Origin of the sequence: Curvibacter gracilis ATCC BAA-807, from assembly GCF_000518645.1 — a bacterium.
In the GTDB taxonomy this organism is placed as follows: domain Bacteria; phylum Pseudomonadota; class Gammaproteobacteria; order Burkholderiales; family Burkholderiaceae_C; genus Curvibacter; species Curvibacter gracilis.
The window spans coordinates 152,481-169,870 of sequence record NZ_JADZ01000015.1 but is presented as its reverse complement, the minus strand read 5'-3'; the positions used below and the strand labels follow the sequence as shown (position 1 = coordinate 169,870).

The 17,390-nt window shown below is 66.0% G+C and carries 10 protein-coding genes, 1 tRNA gene and 1 pseudogene; 4 read left to right on the top strand and 8 right to left on the bottom strand.

Going from position 1 to position 17,390, the window contains the following annotated elements; translation table 11 throughout:
• Window positions 1-37 precede the first annotated feature (37 nt).
• From L880_RS0113765 to L880_RS0113735, 7 genes are all read right to left on the bottom strand, one after another.
• The gene (locus L880_RS0113765; protein WP_019575673.1) at window positions 38-550 is read right to left on the bottom strand and encodes a c-type cytochrome; all 513 of its coding nucleotides are present in this window, start codon (window positions 548-550) and stop codon (window positions 38-40) included.
• Between the two features lie 359 nt (window positions 551-909).
• Window positions 910-2,370 (bottom strand): efflux transporter outer membrane subunit, encoded by a 1,461-nt coding sequence (locus L880_RS0113760; RefSeq protein WP_084461299.1) that lies wholly within the window; start codon window positions 2,368-2,370, stop codon window positions 910-912.
• The gene (locus tag L880_RS0113755) at window positions 2,363-5,503 is read right to left on the bottom strand and encodes an efflux RND transporter permease subunit (protein WP_027476177.1); all 3,141 of its coding nucleotides are present in this window, start codon (window positions 5,501-5,503) and stop codon (window positions 2,363-2,365) included. Before L880_RS0113755 ends, L880_RS0113760 begins: the two co-directional genes overlap by 8 nt.
• Window positions 5,504-5,515: 12 nt before the next feature.
• Complete coding sequence (locus tag L880_RS0113750; protein WP_157462860.1) at window positions 5,516-6,769, bottom strand: efflux RND transporter periplasmic adaptor subunit; 1,254 nt, start codon at window positions 6,767-6,769, stop codon at window positions 5,516-5,518.
• 198 nt (window positions 6,770-6,967) lie between these two features.
• Window positions 6,968-8,422, bottom strand: a complete 1,455-nt coding sequence (locus L880_RS0113745) for an efflux transporter outer membrane subunit (RefSeq protein ID WP_043329476.1) — start codon at window positions 8,420-8,422, stop codon at window positions 6,968-6,970.
• Window positions 8,415-11,588: an efflux RND transporter permease subunit gene (locus L880_RS0113740; protein WP_027476174.1), complete on the bottom strand. Its 3,174-nt coding sequence runs from the start codon at window positions 11,586-11,588 to the stop codon at window positions 8,415-8,417. Before L880_RS0113740 ends, L880_RS0113745 begins: the two co-directional genes overlap by 8 nt.
• Window positions 11,589-11,600: 12 nt before the next feature.
• Complete coding sequence (locus tag L880_RS0113735) at window positions 11,601-12,857, bottom strand: efflux RND transporter periplasmic adaptor subunit (RefSeq protein ID WP_027476173.1); 1,257 nt, start codon at window positions 12,855-12,857, stop codon at window positions 11,601-11,603.
• 154 nt (window positions 12,858-13,011) lie between these two features.
• Here L880_RS0113735 and L880_RS0113730 point away from each other — a divergent pair, with 154 nt between their 5' ends.
• Together L880_RS0113730 and L880_RS0113725 are read left to right on the top strand one after the other, a co-directional pair.
• On the top strand, window positions 13,012-13,641 hold the full coding sequence (locus L880_RS0113730) for a TetR family transcriptional regulator (RefSeq protein WP_027476172.1): 630 nt from the start codon (window positions 13,012-13,014) through the stop codon (window positions 13,639-13,641).
• 119 nt (window positions 13,642-13,760) lie between these two features.
• Window positions 13,761-13,836: transfer RNA gene (locus tag L880_RS0113725), tRNA-Arg, on the top strand.
• Between the two features lie 386 nt (window positions 13,837-14,222).
• Here the strand turns inward: L880_RS0113725 and cysC are convergent.
• Window positions 14,223-14,810: pseudogene (gene cysC / locus L880_RS0113720) on the bottom strand (adenylyl-sulfate kinase); the annotation flags it as partial.
• A 992-nt stretch (window positions 14,811-15,802) separates the two neighbouring features.
• On the opposite strand from cysC, the gene L880_RS0113705 reads away from it, so the two are divergent.
• Window positions 15,803-16,726, top strand: a complete 924-nt coding sequence (locus tag L880_RS0113705) for an RNA polymerase sigma-70 factor (RefSeq protein WP_043329445.1) — start codon at window positions 15,803-15,805, stop codon at window positions 16,724-16,726.
• 89 nt (window positions 16,727-16,815) lie between these two features.
• Entirely contained in the window at window positions 16,816-17,265 is a 450-nt protein-coding gene (locus L880_RS0113700) for a carboxymuconolactone decarboxylase family protein (protein ID WP_027476169.1), read from the top strand.
• The last annotated feature ends 125 nt before the right edge of the window (window positions 17,266-17,390 follow it).

Here is a 17,390-nt window from a genome sequence, read left to right as displayed (position 1 = left end):
TTTCAGCGGGCAGCCCATGGGGCTGTGCAGGGATGCCTTATTTGGCTTCTTCAGCGGCAGGTGCCTTGGGTTCGGGGAAGTTGGCGCCACCGTTGTTGGCCATGTAAGCCACGCCGCGTGCCACTTCAACATCGGTGAAATCACCACCACCCTGGGCACCCATGGCTCCCTTGCCCTTCAGGGCCGAGGTCACCAGCGATTCGAAGCCGGTCTTGATGCGCGGTGCCCAGGCCGCAGCATCGCCGAACTTGGGCGAACCGGCGGCGCCGGTGGCATGGCAGGCCGAGCACTGGGCCTTGAACACTTCTTCGCCAGAGCGCAGAGGGCGGTTGGCATCACGGATGTCCACTGCGCCCACTTTTTGAATGCGCTCTGCCAAAGCACGCTCTTCATTGCCGGAACCCACCGCCGGCTTGTTGCCCGAGGTGACATAAGCGACCAGACCGATGATCAAAAACACCGGGATGACAAACGAAAAAATAACCGCCACCAGCAGTTGCTTGGGGTTCTTGATCGGGCCGGTGTGTGCGTCTTCGTGGATGTCGCTCATGGCGTCCTCAATGTTGTGGTAAGGCTGGGAACTTAACTTTTGATTATAGCGACGGGTCACCCTGGCCAGACCAGGGGCTTGTCCTGAGGGTGTTGTGTGCGAGCCAAGCCATTCGCCCGTTCCGGGCTGGTCTCTGTGCGGCGGCCGTGGAGGTCATGCGCCCGTCACATCCGCCGTTTACGCTCCAGGCGTGGACCTGATGGATTCAGCCTGCTACCGCCCGGGGGCGTTGGCGCTGCCGGTCCGTCGGTTGAATGAGGGGGGGCGCCACCCGCGCACTGGCGCGGGCTCGGGTGCTCCATTGCGACGGGATGGCGCCGAAAGGTGCCGTCCCGTTTTTTTGATCTCAGCCCGCATGCTCATGCGGGATTCGATGCGTCACGGCCGGCGCGCCAATGCCCACCGAGCACCTGGTAGATCGACACCTGGTTCTGCAGCCGATTGAGTTGGGCCTGCACGCGCTGTTGCTTCAGGTTCAGCCAGTTGCGCTCGCTGGCCAGCCAGTCGAGCCGGCTGCTCACGCCCATCTCCAGGCTGCGTTGGGCCAGACGCAACTGGGCCTGGCCTGCGGTAGTCTGGCGCTCGCTGGCATCGAGCTGTTGCACTGCCGCCTCGCGCTCAGCCAGGGCGTCTGCCACTTCACGGAAGGCCGTCTGGATGGTCTTTTCGTACTGGGCGGTGGCGATGTCGCGCCCCAGCTTGGCGGCCTCCACCTGGGCCTGGTTCTGCCCGGCATCGAGCAACGGCAGGCTCGCCTGGGGCGTCAGCGTGAATCCCTGGGAGCCGCTCTTGAACAGCCCCGACAGTTGCGGGCTCAGGCTGCTGACCCCGGCGGTCAGGCTGATGCGGGGAAACAGGGCGGCCCGGGCTGCGCCCACGTTGGCGTTGGCCGCGATCAGTGCCTGTTCGGCCTGGGCGATGTCGGGCCGGCGCAGCAGCAGTTCCGAGGGCAGGCCCGGCGCCAGGTCGGCCCAGGGCGCCACATCCAGCGTGCTGGCGTCCACGCTGTCGTGCAAGGGCACCGCGTCGGGCAGGCCCAACAGCAGTTGCAGCGCGTTTTCATCGCGTTGGCGTTGCAGCTCTCCCTGGGCTGCTGCGGCGCGTGCCGCCTGGGTCTGGCTCTCGGCCTGCAGCAGGCTCTGCTGTGCCAGGGTTCCCCGGGCCACGGCCCGTCGCGTCAGCTGCAGCGTGGCTTCCAGGTTGAGCAAGGTCTCGCGCAGCAAGGCCAGCTGGGCCTCATCGGCCAGCAGGGTCAACCAGCCTGTGGCCACGCTGGTGATCAGGCTCAGGCGGGCGCTGTCATAGGCCTGGGCACTGCCCAGGTACTGGGCCAGGGCCTGCTCCTTCAAGCTCGCCACCCGCCCGAAGAAGTCCAGCTCGAAGGCGGTCACGGTCAGACCGACCGAGTAAGTGCTGGCTTGCACCGTGCCCGCTGCCGTCGCGACGGGCGCACGAGACCCGCCTGCCACGCCGTTCAAGGCGGGCCATTGGCTGGCGCGGCTGATCTGGAACTGGGCCCGGGCCTGCTCGACCCGGAGTGCCGTTGCCCGCAGGTCGCGGTTGTTCGCCAGGGCTTGTTCAATCAGGGGCTTGAGCCGCGCATCGTTGAAATAGTCGGCCCAATCGCCGGTGCGGATGGGTTCGGCCGCGTCCACGTCCAAGCCCGATCTTCCGGGCCAATGGGCCGGTACCGCCACAGCGGGGCGTTGGTAGTCGGGCAATTGGCTGCAGGCTGCCAACAGCCAGGGCAGGGCCAGCAGAGGCAGGCGGGTGCGCGCAGCAAACCCGGCCGCGCCGGGGGGAGTCAAGGGCTCAGTCATGCGTGACTCCAGAGTGTGGGGCGGCCGCCGGTAGGGTGCGCCGGGGCTTGAACAGCGTGCGCACCACCACAAAAAACAGCGGCACAAAAAACACGGCCAGCGTGGTGCCGACCAGGATGCCGCCCAGCACCCCTGTGCCAATGGCGCGTTGGCTGGCGGCGCTGGCGCCATTTGCAATGGCCAAGGGCAGCACCCCCAACCCAAAGGCCAGCGAGGTCATGATGATGGGGCGAAAGCGCAGGCGCACGGCTTCGAGTGTGGCTTCCAGCAAGCCCTTGCCAGCCGCCTGGGTGTCTTTGGCGTACTCCACGATCATGATGGCGTTCTTGGCCGACAGCCCGATGATGGTGATCAGGCCCACCTGAAAGTAGACATCGTTGGAGTAGGCCCGCAGCAGGGTGGCCAGCACCACTCCCAGCAAGCCCAGCGGTACCACCAGAATCACCGACAGCGGAATCGTCCAGCTTTCATACAGGGCGGCGAGGCACAGAAACACCGACAGCAGTGCAAAGCCATACAGCACCGTTGACTGAGACCCTGCCATGCTTTCTTGCAGCGACTGGCCGGTCCATTCGTAGCCAAAGCCCTCGGGCAGTTCGCGCGCCAGGCGCTCCATCTCGGCCATGGCCTCCCCGCTGCTGTGGCCCGGGGCCGCACTGCCGCTGAAGCGCACGGCGTCGTAGCCGTTGTAGCGCACAGCCTGCATGGGGCCGTTTTGCCAGTGTGTGCTGGCAAAGGTGGACAAAGGCACCAGCGCGCCCGTGTTGCTGGGCACCTGGAACTGCAACAGGTCTTCGCCCTGCATGCGGTGCGCCGCGTCGGCTTGCACCACCACGCGCTGCATGCGGGACTGGCTCGGGAAGTCGTTCACATAGCTGCTGCCCAGCAGGGCCGACAAGGCGGTGTTGATGGCTGAAAAGCTCACCCCCTGGGCCTGGGCCTTGTCGCGGTCGATCTGCAGGTGCAGTTGAGGCGCGTCGTCCAGCCCGTCCACCCGCACCTGCGACAACAGCGGGCTTCTGGCCGCCGCCGCCTGCAATTGGGCCCGTGCCGCCATCAAGGCCTCGTGTCCCTTGCCGCTGCGGTCCTGCAGCCGGAAGGTGAAGCCTGTGGAGTTGCCCAGCTCTGGAATCGGCGCCGGGTTCAGGGGCAGGATGAAGGCGTCGCGGATCTGCATCAGGGCGCCAAAGGCCCGCCCCACCACGGCCTGGGCCGAATGCTCGGGGCCTTTGCGCTCAGACCAGTCCTTGAGCGTCACAAAGGCCAGGCCGGCGTTCTGCCCGCTGCCCGAAAAGCTGTAGCCCAGCACACTCACCATGCTCTTCACCTCAGGTTGGGCGAGCACGTAGCGCTCCACATCCTGCATCACCTCCAGCGTGCGGTTTTGCGAGGCCCCGGCAGGCAACTGGGCATTGATCAGGATGCTGCCCTGGTCTTCGTCGGGCAAAAAGGCGGTGGGCAGGCGTTCAAACACCAGCAGTGCCGCGCCGATCAGCGCCCCATAAAGCACCAGGTACCGCGCGCTGCGCTGGAGCAGGCGCGCCACCGTGCTTTCATATCCTGAGGCGGTGCGTGAAAAGCCGCGGTTGAACCAGCCGAAGAACCCCTTGCGCTCATGCAGGGTGCCAGCAGGAATCGGCTTGAGCATCGAGGCGCACAGCGCAGGGGTCAGCGTCAGCGCCAAAAAGGCCGAGCAGGCGATCGAAGACACCATGACCACCGAGAACTGGCGGTAGATGTTGCCCACCGCACCCGCAAAAAAGGCCAGGGGCACGAACACCGAGATCAGCACCACGGTGATGCCCACGATGGCCCCCGAGATCTGGCCCATGGCCTTGCGGGTGGCTTCCATGGGCCCCAGTCCCTCTTCGGCCATGATGCGCTCGACCGCCTCGACCACCACGATGGCGTCGTCCACCACGATGCCGATCACCAGCACCATGGCAAACATGGTCAGCACATTGATGGACAGGCCCATCACCAGCATGGTGGTAAAGCCCCCCAGCAGGGCCACCGGCACCACGATGGCGGGGATGATGGTGTAGCGCACGTTCTGCAGAAACAGGAACATCACCACGAACACCAGCACCAGGGCCTCGAACAAGGTCTCGGTCACCTGGCTGATGGAGATGCGCACGAAGTTGGAGGTGTCGTAGGGGATGGCCCACTTCATGCCCTTGGGAAAGTAGCGCTCCAGCTGGCCCATCTTCTGGCGCACCGCGGTGGCCGTGGCCAGGGCGTTGCCGGTGCTCGACAGCTGCACCCCCAGGCCCGAGGCCGGCACGCCGTTGAGCCGCGCCGAGGTGGCGTAGCTGGAGCCCCCCAGTTCCACCCGGGCCACATCGCGCAGGCGCACGGTCGAGCCATCGGGGTTGGCGCGCAGCACGATGCGGCCAAAGTCTTCCACCGAGGCCAGTTGACCACTCACCACCACGGTGGCCGAGATCTCCTGGGTGGGCAACTGGGGCAGGTCGCCGATCACGCCCGAGGCCACCTGCGCGTTCTGCGCCGCGATGGCCGCGTTCACGTCGGCCGGCGACAGCTTGTAGCTGACCAGCTTGGCGGGGTTCAGCCAGATGCGCATGGCGTGCTCGGCACCGAACTGCTGCACCTGCCCGACGCCGGGCAGGCGCTGGATTTCGGGCACCACGTTGCGGGCCACGTAGTCGCCGATCTCGACCGGCCCGAAGGCCGGGTCGTCCGAAGACAGCAAGGCAAACAGCAGGAAGTTGTTCGAGGCCTTGGACACCACCACCCCTTGCTGATTCACTGCCGCGGGCAGGCGTGGCGTGGCTCGGCTCAAGCGGTTTTGCACGTCCACCTGGGCCATGGCCGGGTCGGTGCCGGGCTCAAAACTCAGGGTGAGGGTGCCCGTGCCATCGGCCTGGGCCACCGACTCCATGTACATGAGACCGGTGGCGCCGTTCATTTGCTGCTCGATCACGCTGATCACGCTGTTCTTGAGCGTTTCGGCCGACGCTCCCGGGTAGCTGGCGTTGAGCACGATGGTGGGGGGCGCCACCGTGGGGTACTGGGCAATCGGCAGTTGGGTCAGGGAGACACAGCCGAGCACGACCACGAACAACGCGATCACCCAGGCGAAGATGGGGCGGCTGATGAAGAAGTTGGACATGGCGCAGCGTCCTCAGGGCTTGGTGCCCGTGGTGCCTGGCGTGCCCGGGGTGGGCGTGGCCTCAGGGGCTCTTTTCCAGGGCACGGGCTTCACGGGGGCGTTGCCGCGCAGTTTCTGGAAGCCGTCCACCATCACCTGTTCTCCGGCCTTCAAGCCGCTCAGCACCACCCATTGGCCCGACACGGCCTGGGCGATCTGCACGGCGCGCACGCTCACCCCCCCATCGGGGGCGACCACCATCACCGTGTTGCCGGTCTGGGTGCGTTTCACGGCCTGTTGCGGTAGCAGCAGGCCCTCGCTGGCCTGCGCCTGCTCCAGCCTGACGCGGGCGTACAGCCCGGGCATCAGCAGGCGCTCGGGGTTGGGCACCTCGGCGCGCAGCGTCACCTGGCCGGTACTGGCGTCCACCGTCACACCTGAGAAGAACAGCTTGCCTGTGCGGGGGTACTCGCTGCCGTCCGGCAGCACGATGCGCACGCTGGCCGCCTGGGTGCCCCGCACGCGCTTGAGCTGCCCCTGGGCCAGGCTGCGTTGCAGGCGCAGCACCTCGTCGGCTGACTGGGTGAAGTTGACGTACACCGGGTCGAGCTGTTGCACCGTGGTCAGGGGCGTGACCTGGCCCTGGCCCACCAGCGCACCTTCGGTCACCAGGGTCTGGCCCACTCGGCCCGCAATTGGGCTGCTGACCCGGGCGTAGCCCAGGTTCAGCTGCGCCGTCTGCACGCTGGCGCGGGCGCTGGCCAGGTCGGCCGTGGCCTGTTGCACGGCCAGCCGCGCGGCGACCAGGGCCTGCTGGCTCACGGCGCCATCCTCGGCCAGGGGCCCGTAGCGTTGCTGCACGTCCTGGGCCTGGGCCAGTGCGGCTTCGGCCTTCAGCACATTCGCCTGCGCGCTGTCGCGGGCCAGTTGAAAAGGTTCGGGGTCGATCTGGTAGAGCGCCTGTCCGGCTTGCACCTCGCTGCCTTCTTCAAACAGGCGCTTTTGCAGGATGCCCGCCACCCGTGCCCCGATCTGTGCCACCCGGTACGGCTCGATGCGCCCCGGCAACTCGGTCTGCAAGCCCACGGGCCCGGGCTCGACCACCACCACACCCACTTCGGGTGGGGGCATGGCGCCGTGCTGAGGCGCCTGGCTGGTGCGCTCGCAGGCGCTCAGCAGGGTGCTCAAGGCCAGGCACAGTGCCAGCGGGAGTGCGGGCCGCCTGGTCTGCAGCAGGGCGCTGTTGGGCGCAGGCTGTCGGTGGGCCGTGGGGGGTGTTTCGGGCATGGCTGTCCTTCGGGGGGCGAGGGGGCGAACGGGGTCGCCGCATCATCCGTCGGGGTCAGCGCTCGTAAATGCAACAAGTGAAAGCCTGGCTTGCGGCTTTGTCGGCATTTGTTGCGAGAAGCCCGCGGCGCAAAAAGAAAGGCCCCGTGTCGGGGCCTTTCTGGGGGGCAGGGCGGGCGTGTCCGCTGCTGCAGGGGGTCAGTTGGCAGGCTTTTGCGGCGCTGCGGCCACGGCCTCGGTCCAGCCGCCGCCCAGCACCTTGTACAACGTGACCTGGGTCTGCAGCTGGCTCAGGCGTGTCTGCACCAGGGCCTGCTGGGCTGTGAACAGCGAGCGCTGCGCATCCAGCAGATCGAGGTAGCTGGCCACGCCATTGCGGTAGCGCAGGTCGGACAGCTCGGTCTGGCGCGCCGTGGCTTTCACCAGGGCCTGTTGGGCCTGCAGCTGGTCACCCAGGGTGTCGCGCCCGGCCAGGGCGTCGGCCACCTCGCGGAAGGCGCTCTGGATGGCCTTCTCGTACTGTGCCACGGCAATGTCGCGGGCCGCCTGGGCGGTCTCCACGCCCGCCTGGGTGCGGCCGGCGTTGAAGATCGGCACCGACAGCTGGGGCGACATCGTGTAACCCCAGGAGCCGCTCTTGAACAGGCCCGACAAGGCGCTGCTGGCGCTGCCGATGCCGGTGGTCAGGCTGATGGTCGGGAAGAACGCCGCCCGTGCCGCGCCGATGTTGGCGTTGGCGGCGATCAGCGACTGTTCGGCCTGGCGGATGTCGGGGCGCTTGATCAGCAGCTCAGACGGCAGACCCACCGGCACCTCGGGCAGGGTTGCCTGGCTCAGACGGGCCTGGCGCAGCGCCTGGCGGGCATCGTCAGGCAGGCCCTGGCCCAGTACCAGCACCAGGGCGTTTTCGTCCTGGGCGCGCTGGCGCACTTGCTGGGCCAGCGTGGCGCGGGCACTTTCCACGAGCGATTCGGCCTGGCGCAGGTCCAGCTCGGAGGCCGAGCCCTGGTCAAAGCGCAGCCGGGTCAGCTTGAGCGAGTCCTCCCGCGTGGCCAGGGTGCGGCCCGACAGGTCGAGCAGCTCTTCGTCGGCCACCAGGGCCAGCCAGGCGTTGGCCACGGTGGCCACCAGGCTGATCTGGGCCGCCTTGCGGGCCTCGCCTGTGGCCAGGTACTGGGCTTGGGCCTGCTCCTTCAGCGCCTGCAGGCGGCCGAAGAAGTCGATCTCCCAGGACGACACCAGCAGACCACCGGTGTAGACACTGGTGGTGCCGCCGCTGGTGTTGGGGGTGCGCGAGCCCGAGATCACGCCGTTGACGGCGGGCAACTGGTTGGCCCGTGCAATCTGCAGCGCGGCGCGCGCCTGCTCGATGTTGAGCACCGACACGCGCAGGTCGCGGTTGTTGTCCAGCGCCAGGGCGATCAGGCGGCGCAGTGCGGGGTCGCTGAAGTAATCCTGCCAGGGCAGGTCGGCCGCCGCCTTGTTGCCGGCGGCCTGGGCCACATCGGCCTTCAGCGCCGGGAACTGCTCGGCCACCGGGGCGGCCGGGCGCTGGTAGGCCGGGATCATGCTGCAGCCGCCCAGCAGGGCGCTCAGGGCCAGCGCCACGGGCGCCAGCGGCAGGCGGATTCGCCAGATGGGGGTTTTACGCATGGTCTTGGCCTCCTGCGGCTTCGGCCACACCGGCCTGTCGGGCATGTTCTGCATAGATCTGGCGCTGGCGCTCGCTGCCCTTGAACAGCTTGCGCACCACCACAAAGAAGATGGGGACAAAGAACACCGCCAAGGCGGTGCCGGTGATCATGCCGCCGACCACGCCGGTGCCGATGGCACGCTGGCTGGCCGAGCCGGCGCCCGTGGCGATGGCCAGCGGCACCACGCCCAGCATGAAGGCCAGCGAGGTCATCACGATGGGGCGGAAGCGCAGGTGCGCCGCCGCCAGGGCCGACTCGATCACGCCACGGCCCTGCGCCTGCAGGTCCTTGGCAAACTCGATGATCAGAATCGCGTTCTTGGCCGACAGGCCGATGATCGTGATCAGACCGACCTGGAAGTACACGTCGTTCGAGTACGCCCGCAGCCAGGTGGCCAGCAGCACGCCCAGCACGCCCAGCGGCACCACCAGGATCACCGACAGCGGGATCGACCAGCTCTCGTACAAGGCCGCCAGGCACAGGAACACGGCCAGCACGGCAAAGCCGTACAGGATCACGGCCTGCGAACCCGCCAGCTTTTCCTCGCGCGATTGGCCGGTCCATTCGTAGCCGAAGCCTGGGGGCAGTTGCGCGGCCAGCTTCTCCATCTCGGCCATGGCCTCACCGGTGCTGCGCCCCGGGGCGGTGCCACCGCTGATGCGCACGGCCGGGTAGCCGTTGTAGCGCACGGTCTGCATGGCACCGTTCTCCCAGCGGGTGCTGGCAAAGGTCGACAAGGGCACCAACTGACCCGCGCTGTTGGGCACGCGCAGTTGCAGGATGTTTTCAGGCTGCATGCGCGCTGGCGCATCGGCTTGCACCACCACCCGCTGCAGACGGCCCGAGTTGGGGAAGTCGTTCACGTAGGTGGAACCCAGCGCGGTGGACAAGGCGGTGTTGATCGCGTTGAACGGCACGCCCAGGGCCTGGGCCTTGTCGCGGTCGATGTCGATCTGCAGTTGGGGCGCATCTTCCAGGCCGTCGGGGCGCACCTGGGTCAGCACCGGGCTCTTGCTGGCCATGCCCAACAACTGGTTGCGCGCATCGATCAGGGCCTTGTGGCCCTTGCCGGCGCGGTCTTGCAAGCGGAAGGTGAAGCCGGTGGCATTGCCCAGTTCGGGAATCGGCGGCGGGCTGAGCGGGAAGATGAAGGCATCGCGGATGCCCATCAGCGCCCCGAAGGCGCGGCCGGCCAGGGCCTGGGCCGAGTGCTCTTCGCCATGGCGTTCATCCCAGGGCTTCAGGGTCACGAACGCCAGTGCGGCGTTCTGGCCTTGGCCCGAGAAGCTGAAGCCCAGCACGCCGACCATGCTCTTGACCTCAGGCTGCTTCAGGATGAAGCCTTCCACCTGTTCCATCACGTTGCGGGTGCGCTCCACGGTGGCGCCAGGGGGCAGTTGCACGTTCACCAGCATCGTGCCCTGGTCTTCATTGGGCAGGAAGGAGGTGGGCAGGCGCAGGTAGACCACCACTGCAGCGGCGCCGATGGCGACATAGATCAACATGAAGCGGCCGGCGCGCTTGAGCAGCTTGGCCACCCAGCCTTCATAGCCCTTGGCGGCACGGCTGAAGCCGCGGTTGAACCAGCCGAAGAAGCCCTTCTTCTCATGGTGATGCCCCGCCTCGACCGGCTTGAGCAGGGTGGCGCACAGCGCCGGCGTGAGCGACAGCGCCAGGAAGGCCGAGAAGGCGATCGACGACACCATCACGGCCGAGAACTGGCGGTAGATGTTGCCCACCGAGCCACTGAAGAAGGCCAGCGGCACGAACACCGAGATCAGCACCACGGTCACGCCGATGATCGCGCCCGAGATCTGGCCCATGGCCTTGCGCGTGGCCTGCAGCGGGGGCAGGCCTTCCTCGCTCATGATGCGTTCGACGTTCTCCACTACCACGATGGCGTCGTCCACCACGATGCCGATCACCAGCACCATGCCGAACATGGTCAGCACGTTGATCGAGAAGCCCAGCGCCAGCAGCGTGGCAAAGGTGCCCAGCAGGGCCACCGGCACCACGATGGTCGGGATCAGGGTGTAGCGCCAGTTCTGCAGGAACAGGAACATCACCAGGAACACCAGCACCACGGCCTCCACCAGGGTCTCGGCCACTTGCGACAGCGAGATCTTCACGAAGCCCGAGCTGTCGTACGGAATCGCGTAGGACACGCCGGCCGGGAAGTAGCGCTGCAGGTCTTCCATCTTGGCCTTCACCGCCTTGGCCGAGGCCAGGGCGTTGCCCGAGGGGGTCAGCTGGACACCGATGCCGGTGGCCGGCTTGCCGTTCAGGCGGGCCGAGGTGGCGTAGGTCTGGGCACCCAGCTCGATGCGGGCCACGTCCTTGAGTCGCACGGTCGAGCCGTCGGCATTGGCGCGCAGCACGATGCGGCCGAACTGCTCCACCGAGGCCAGCTGGCCCTTCACCACCACCGTGGCGGCAATGCCCTGGCCGGTGATGTTGGGCAAATCGCCGATGGCGCCCGAGGACACCTGGGCGTTCTGGGCCGAGATGGCCGCGTTCACGTCGGCAGGAGACAGGTTGTAGCCGGTCAGCTTGGCCGGGTCGATCCACACCCGCATGGCGCGCTCGGTGCCGAACAGCTGGGCCTGGCCGATGCCGGGCAGGCGCTGGATTTCAGGGATCACGTTGCGCGAGGCGTAGTCGCCCAGCGCGATCGGGTCCAGCGCACCGTTGTCCGAGGACAGCATGATGAACAGCAGGAAGTTGCTGCGAGACTTGTCCACGCGCACGCCCTGCTGCGTCACCGCCGCCGGCAGGCGCGGGGTGGCGCGCGAGAGGCGGTTCTGCACATCCACCTGGGCCAGATCGGGGCTGGTCGAGGGGTCAAAGCTCAGCGTGATCGTGCCGGTGCCGTCGGCCTGGCTGACCGACTCCATGTAGAGCAGGCCCGGCGAGCCGTTCATTTCACGTTCGATCACACTGATCACGCTGTCTTCCAGCGTCTGGGCCGAGGCGCCGGGGTAGCTGGCGCTGATCACCACCGAGGGCGGGGCCACCGGCGGGTATTGGGAGATGGGTAGCTGGGTGATGGACACCCCGCCCAGCACCAGGATGAACAGAGCGATCACCCAGGCAAAGATGGGCCTGTCAATGAAGAATTTCGCCATGGATCAGGCTCCTCAGGACTTGGCGGCCGGGGCAGCCGCCGGGGCGGCAGCAGCCGGTGCCGCGCTGCCCGGCGCCTGCCAGGGCACGGCCTTCACGGGGGCATCGCCACGCAGCTTCTGGAAGCCATCCACCATCACCTGTTCGCCGGCCTTCAGGCCGTCCAGGATCACCCACTGATTGCCCTTGCCGGCAGCCACCTTGACGGGGCGCGGGCTGACCTTGCCCTCGGGGCTGACCACCATCACCACATCGCCCTTTTCGCTGCGTGTGACGGCTTGCTGCGGCAGGGTGATGGCATCGCTGGCCTGGGCCTGTTCCAGGCGCACGCGCACATACAGGCCAGGCAGCAACTGGCCGCCGGGGTTCGGCACCTCGGCGCGCAGGGTGATCTGGCCGCTGGTGCTGTCCACCGTCAGGTCCGAGAACAATAGCTTGCCGGCCTTGGGGAACTCGCTGCCGTCATCCTTCACCAGGCGCACGCTGGCCGCCTCGGTGCCCGGAGCCCGCTTGAGCTGCCCGTTGGCCAGCGCATCGCGCAGCTTCATCACCTCGGCTGCCGACTGCGTGAAGTTCACATACAGCGGGTCGATCTGCTGCACCACCGCCATCTGGGTGGCCTCGCTTTGGCCCACGAGGGCACCCACGGTCACCAGCTCACGACCGATGCGGCCCGAAATCGGGGCCGTCACCGTGGTGTAGCCCAGGTTGATCTTGGCCGTCTGCAGCGCCGCCTTGGCCGAGGCCAGATCGGCTTCGGCCTGCTTCTGCGACGCCTCGGCGTTCACGTAATCCTGTTTGCTGATGGCATTGGCCTCCACCAGCGGCTTGTAACGGGTCAGCTGGGCGCTGGCCTGCATCAAGGTGGCCTCGGCCTTGGCCACGGCGGCCTGGGCGCTGTCGTAGGTGGCCTTGTAGGGCGCGGCGTCGATCTGGAACAAGGGCTGGCCTGCCTTCACGTCACTGCCTTCGCGGAACAGACGCTCTTGCACGATGCCGGCCGCACGGGCCCGCACCTGAGCCACGCGTGAGGCCTCCAGGCGACCCGGCAATTCGGTCTGCAAACCGACCACGCCCGGGGTGACAGTGACCACACCCACCTCAGTGGGCGGCATGCCGCCGCCAGGACCCCCAGGCCCGCCCTGTGCACCCGAAGGGCCGCATGCGGCAAGAACGGCACTGAGCGTGCCCACAGTCATGAAGAGTGGCAGGCGGCTCAGCAAAGGCCGGCGCTGCAATGCGGCCGCTGCCGCAGGTTGGGATTCGGTCATGTCCGTTTTCCGGTGTGAGTATGTTGGTATCGGGTAAGACTTGCTAGGGTCATCCCGTACTGTGTCTTGTTCGTGTAAAAAACGAAAGGGCAGTATACATACATTCGTGAATGTATGATGTACGCTGTATTTCATACCCACAACAGGAGACGCCATGGCCCGCCGAACCAAAGAAGACGCCCTCGCCACCCGGCACAGCCTGCTGGATGCGGCCGAGCGCGTGTTCTCCGAAAAAGGGGTTTCCCGGTCCTCGCTGAACGACATCGCCGTGGCCGCGGGGACCACGCGTGGCGCCATCTACTGGCACTTCAAGGACAAGGCCGACCTGTTCAACGCCATGATGGATCGCGTCACCCTGCCCATGGAGGAGGCCCTGCAGCAGATGGGGCGCGACCCCGGACGCGATCCGTTGGCTGACCTGCGCCGCGCCACCCTGGATGTGCTGCGCAAGATGACGCAAGACCCCACCACCCAGCGGGTCTTCGAGGTGGCCAGCTACAAAGTCGAATACGTGGGCGAGGCCCTGGCCATCAAGGGGCGGCATCTCGAGGCCCGCCACGACTGCCTGGCCGAAATGACCCGCAGCCTGCAGGCCGCAGCGCAATTGCGCGGCGTGACCTTGCGCTTGCCGGTTCAGGCGGCCGTCATCGGCCTGCATGCGCTGCTCGATGGCTTGATCCAGAACTGGCTGCTGTCGCCCGATGACTTCGATGTGGTGAGCATCGGGGAGCAGGCCATGGACACCTACCTGGCCGGCCTGGGCTTTGCCCACCCTGCCAACTGAGGTCATCACCAGCGGGCACCAGAGGCCCGATGTCCTCTCTTGACGCCTCTCTCGCCTTTGCGTCGCAAGGCCTCCGGCCCGTGCCATAATCCGCGGATCGTTTGCCTGCTGTCAGGCACGCGGCTGTAGCTCAGTGGATAGAGTATTGGCCTCCGAAGCCAAGGGTCGTGGGTTCGATCCCCGCCAGCCGCACCAAACCTCCGAGGTCTTACCGACAAAGACTGTTACAAAAAGCCAGCCGACCAGGTTGGCTTATTCGTTTTCTGGCTTTTGGGTGATCGTGGGATGGTATGGTTCCGGTCAGATAGGAGCCCGAGCGAGGCAACGCGCGGCTTACCTTTGCTGGGGCTGGCCTTGGATGGTCCTGACTTGGAGAGGGCCCTAACGCAGATGGGCTGGCGCCGGGCGGCAATCGGCATGGTGCAGCTGTTCCTTCTCCAACGTTCAGTGTTTTTTTCTGTTCCTGGTTGCTTGGAAGCCTCTTCGGACCTCGACGGAATTGCTTCAACGAAGCGCTGCCGATGTCATCGGCTGGCAGCATGGCACTTTATGCGTGCATGAAGTGCCCGCGCAACATGAGGTCACAAATGGCCTTCATCGGTGGCGAGTGCCTGCAATATGCGGTTGACGCAGTCCATCGGATCAAGTAGGTCACATCGCACGTGCACTTCCGGCGCCAGGGGGGGCTCATAGGGGCTGTCGATACCGGTGAACTGTGTCAATTCACCGCGCCGAGCTTTGGCATACAGACCTTTGACATCCCGTTGCTCGCATACTGCCAATGGAGCATCGACAAAAACCTCAACAAATTCACCCGGCGCAAACAACTTGCGTGCGTGTTCGCGCTGGAAGCGGAACGGAGAGATCAAGCTCACCACGACAATGAGTCCGGCATCAATCATCAGTCTGGCGACTTCTGCCACACGGCGGATGTTCTCGCCACGGTCAGCGTCAGCAAAGCCAAGGTCGCGGTTGAGGCCGTGGCGAACGTTGTCGCCATCGAGTACGTAGCTGTGCTTACCTGCCGCGTGCAAGTGCTGCTCCAGCAGGTAGGCCAGGGTAGACTTTCCGGCACCTGACAGACCGGTCAGCCAAATGCAAACCGGCTTTTGCTGCTTCATGGCTGAACGCGCAGTCTGGTCGATCCTGCCGGTTTGCCAGTGAAGATTGGCGACAAGCGCTGTCTTGCCTGCTGTATCCATCGGTAGTTGATTTCTGCTGTTGAAGTCGGGCCATAGAATCGATGCTCTCAAGTTTATCCCGACGGCATGCGCTCGTTGGTCTGCACAAGTCAGTCCGATGACGGAATGACCTGAGACAGTCGCGATATGACGCAGGCAAGTATTGCAAGCGCCGGTTTCGAGCGCTGCTGACACGAGGCCCCTCTTTGGACGACAGCCTTGAGCGTTCGATATTCTTTGGATCTTATCGGAGGTGCCCGACAACGTACATGGCGGGAATCAAGCGAAATATCGTCGCGTGGTGTGAAGACGGCCAGAGCGACCGCTACAGATGCGGCCCAGTTTTGCGCTCTAGCTGTGCAGTTTGTATCAGGGCCCCCCTTTTCGTGTTGCCTTGGCTTCTGCCCAACTGGCTGCTGCTGGACATCGCCAAGCTGCGTATCTTCAGCGCGGTGTTTCACCGCCTGGCGGAGCCCCTGAGTTGAGCCGCAGGCATTTCGGTTCTTGTGCCGCTGCTGACGCCGGCGCAGTGAGCCAAGGGGTGGCTGATCAGCCGCGTCGTACAGACAGCTGCGCGCTACAGCCCTGGAATCCCTGCTGCTTTCGGCAGGGCGTCGAAGCCCGCTTGCCTCAGCGCTTTGACGGCAGACCCAATGCACTGTGTTTCCACCTGCAGCGCAAGGCCGCGTCGGCCGAATTCAAGGCCCTTGCCTGAGTGAGTCCGGTTCGACAGGCGTGCCTGGTGGCGCCAGCTTGGGCCATGACACAGTGGTGCTGATGTACGCGGCCCCAGACCCGCAAACGCCTTGATTTCTCGCGCGCTATTTGATCCCGCCCCGAAGCCCGTGCTGCGTTATCGCCTGATTCTCGGAAAGTGCAGGACCCGGAGGCAAGTTGCGCAACTGGTTGGAGACAAAAGGGGCAAGTGCAGTTGGAGCCATTTGTCACTAGAGCGGGTGCTACCGCGTCTAGTGGCTACCATGACCTGCCTGATCTCCAGCTTCACCCCATTTCCCGTGTCTGACGCCGATACCGACACCTTTGTGGCCTTGCGGCCGCGCCTGTTTGGCATGGCCTACCGCATGCTGGGCACGCGCGCCGATGCCGAGGACGTGCTGCAGGAGGCCTGGCTGCGCTGGCATCGCAGCGATCGTGCCGCACTTCAATCGGGCGAGGCCTGGCTGGTGACGGTGGTGACCCGACTGTCCATCGACCGCCTGCGTGCCGCCAAGGCCGAGCGTGAGGCCTATGTGGGGTTCTGGCTGCCCGAGCCCCTGGTGGCGGTGGACGACCACAGCCCCGAGGCGGCGGCCGAGTTGGCCGACGATCTGTCGGTGGCCTTGCTGCGGGTGCTGGAGCAGCTGTCGCCTGAAGAGCGGGCCGCCTTTTTGCTGCGCCAGGTGTTCGATCACGACTACGCCGACATCGCGGCAGCCCTGGGCAAGAGCGAGGCGGCCTGCCGGCAGCTGGTGCACCGTGCCAGCCTGCGGGTGAAGCCGCAGGGGGCGCAACCTGCCCCCCGGTTTCTGGTCCCGCGTGAGCGCCACCGGGCCTTGCTGGCGCGCTTCATGCAGGCGGCCCAGCAGGGCGACCGCGCGAGCTTGCAGGCCCTGCTGGCCGACGATGTGGAACTGATGGGTGACGGTGGTGGCCGGGTGGCGTCGGTGGGCCATGTGCTGCGCGGCGCATTCCGCGTCACCAACCTGTACTGGGCCGTGGCGCTGCGGTTGGGTGATCAGGTCCGCTACCGGCAGGTGCTGGTCAATGGCGAGCCAGGGCTGTTGCGCTATGTGGGTGGTCAACTCGAATCGGCCCAGGCCTTTGTGATCGAGGGCGAACGCATCGTGGCGGTGTATGTGGTGCGCAACCCCGACAAACTGGCGGGCATTGCCTTGCAGGCTTGAGGCGCGTTGTCACAACGTGGCGTCGGCCAGCGTCTAACAGGAGAGAGGCCGCATCGGGCGGTCTCCACCTTGAACAGAAAGCCCATGCCATGCACACCTCTGCTGCCCGCGTCCCCTACATCCAACTGGCCCCCAAGGCGTTTCAAGGCCTGCTCGACTTGTCTCAGACCCTCAAGAAGGGGCCCCTGGGCGAGCGCTTGATCGACCTGGTCTGGCTGCGTGTCTCGCAACTCAATGGCTGCGCCTATTGCATCGACATGCATGGCCAGGATCTGCTGCGCCAGGGCCTGTCGCCACGTGAGCTCAATGCCGTGGCCGGCTGGCGCGAGGCGCCGTTTTTCAGCGAGCGCGAACGGGCCGCCCTGCGCTGGACCGAACTCATCAACGCCACCCCGAACGGCGACGCCAGCGATGAAGAATTTGCCCGCCTGAGCCAGCAGTTCTCGCCCGCCGAGATCGCCGAGCTGGGCTTTGCGATCTCCACCATCGTGGCCTGGAACCTGCTCAACGTGGGCTTCCGTCAGCCGCTGCCGGCCTGAGTGGTCCGGGCGGGAAACCGGTAGTTACAACTTGGCGCGCAAGACGTCATCGACGGTCGAAACCAGGGCGTTGAAGGTAGCAACCAGGCCTTTTGCCTGGGGCTCAACGAGAGAAAAGGGTTTAG

Coding starts and splice junctions, on each gene's coding strand:
- L880_RS0113765 (WP_019575673.1), bottom strand. CDS start 550: ATGAGCGACATCCACGAAGACGCACACACCGGCCCGATCAAGAACCCC.
- L880_RS0113760 (WP_084461299.1), bottom strand. CDS start 2,370: ATGACTGAGCCCTTGACTCCCCCCGGCGCGGCCGGGTTTGCTGCGCGC.
- L880_RS0113755 (WP_027476177.1), bottom strand. CDS start 5,503: ATGTCCAACTTCTTCATCAGCCGCCCCATCTTCGCCTGGGTGATCGCG.
- L880_RS0113750 (WP_157462860.1), bottom strand. CDS start 6,769: ATGCCCGAAACACCCCCCACGGCCCACCGACAGCCTGCGCCCAACAGC.
- L880_RS0113745 (WP_043329476.1), bottom strand. CDS start 8,422: ATGCGTAAAACCCCCATCTGGCGAATCCGCCTGCCGCTGGCGCCCGTG.
- L880_RS0113740 (WP_027476174.1), bottom strand. CDS start 11,588: ATGGCGAAATTCTTCATTGACAGGCCCATCTTTGCCTGGGTGATCGCT.
- L880_RS0113735 (WP_027476173.1), bottom strand. CDS start 12,857: ATGACCGAATCCCAACCTGCGGCAGCGGCCGCATTGCAGCGCCGGCCT.
- L880_RS0113730 (WP_027476172.1), top strand. CDS start 13,012: ATGGCCCGCCGAACCAAAGAAGACGCCCTCGCCACCCGGCACAGCCTG.
- L880_RS0113705 (WP_043329445.1), top strand. CDS start 15,803: ATGACCTGCCTGATCTCCAGCTTCACCCCATTTCCCGTGTCTGACGCC.
- L880_RS0113700 (WP_027476169.1), top strand. CDS start 16,816: ATGCACACCTCTGCTGCCCGCGTCCCCTACATCCAACTGGCCCCCAAG.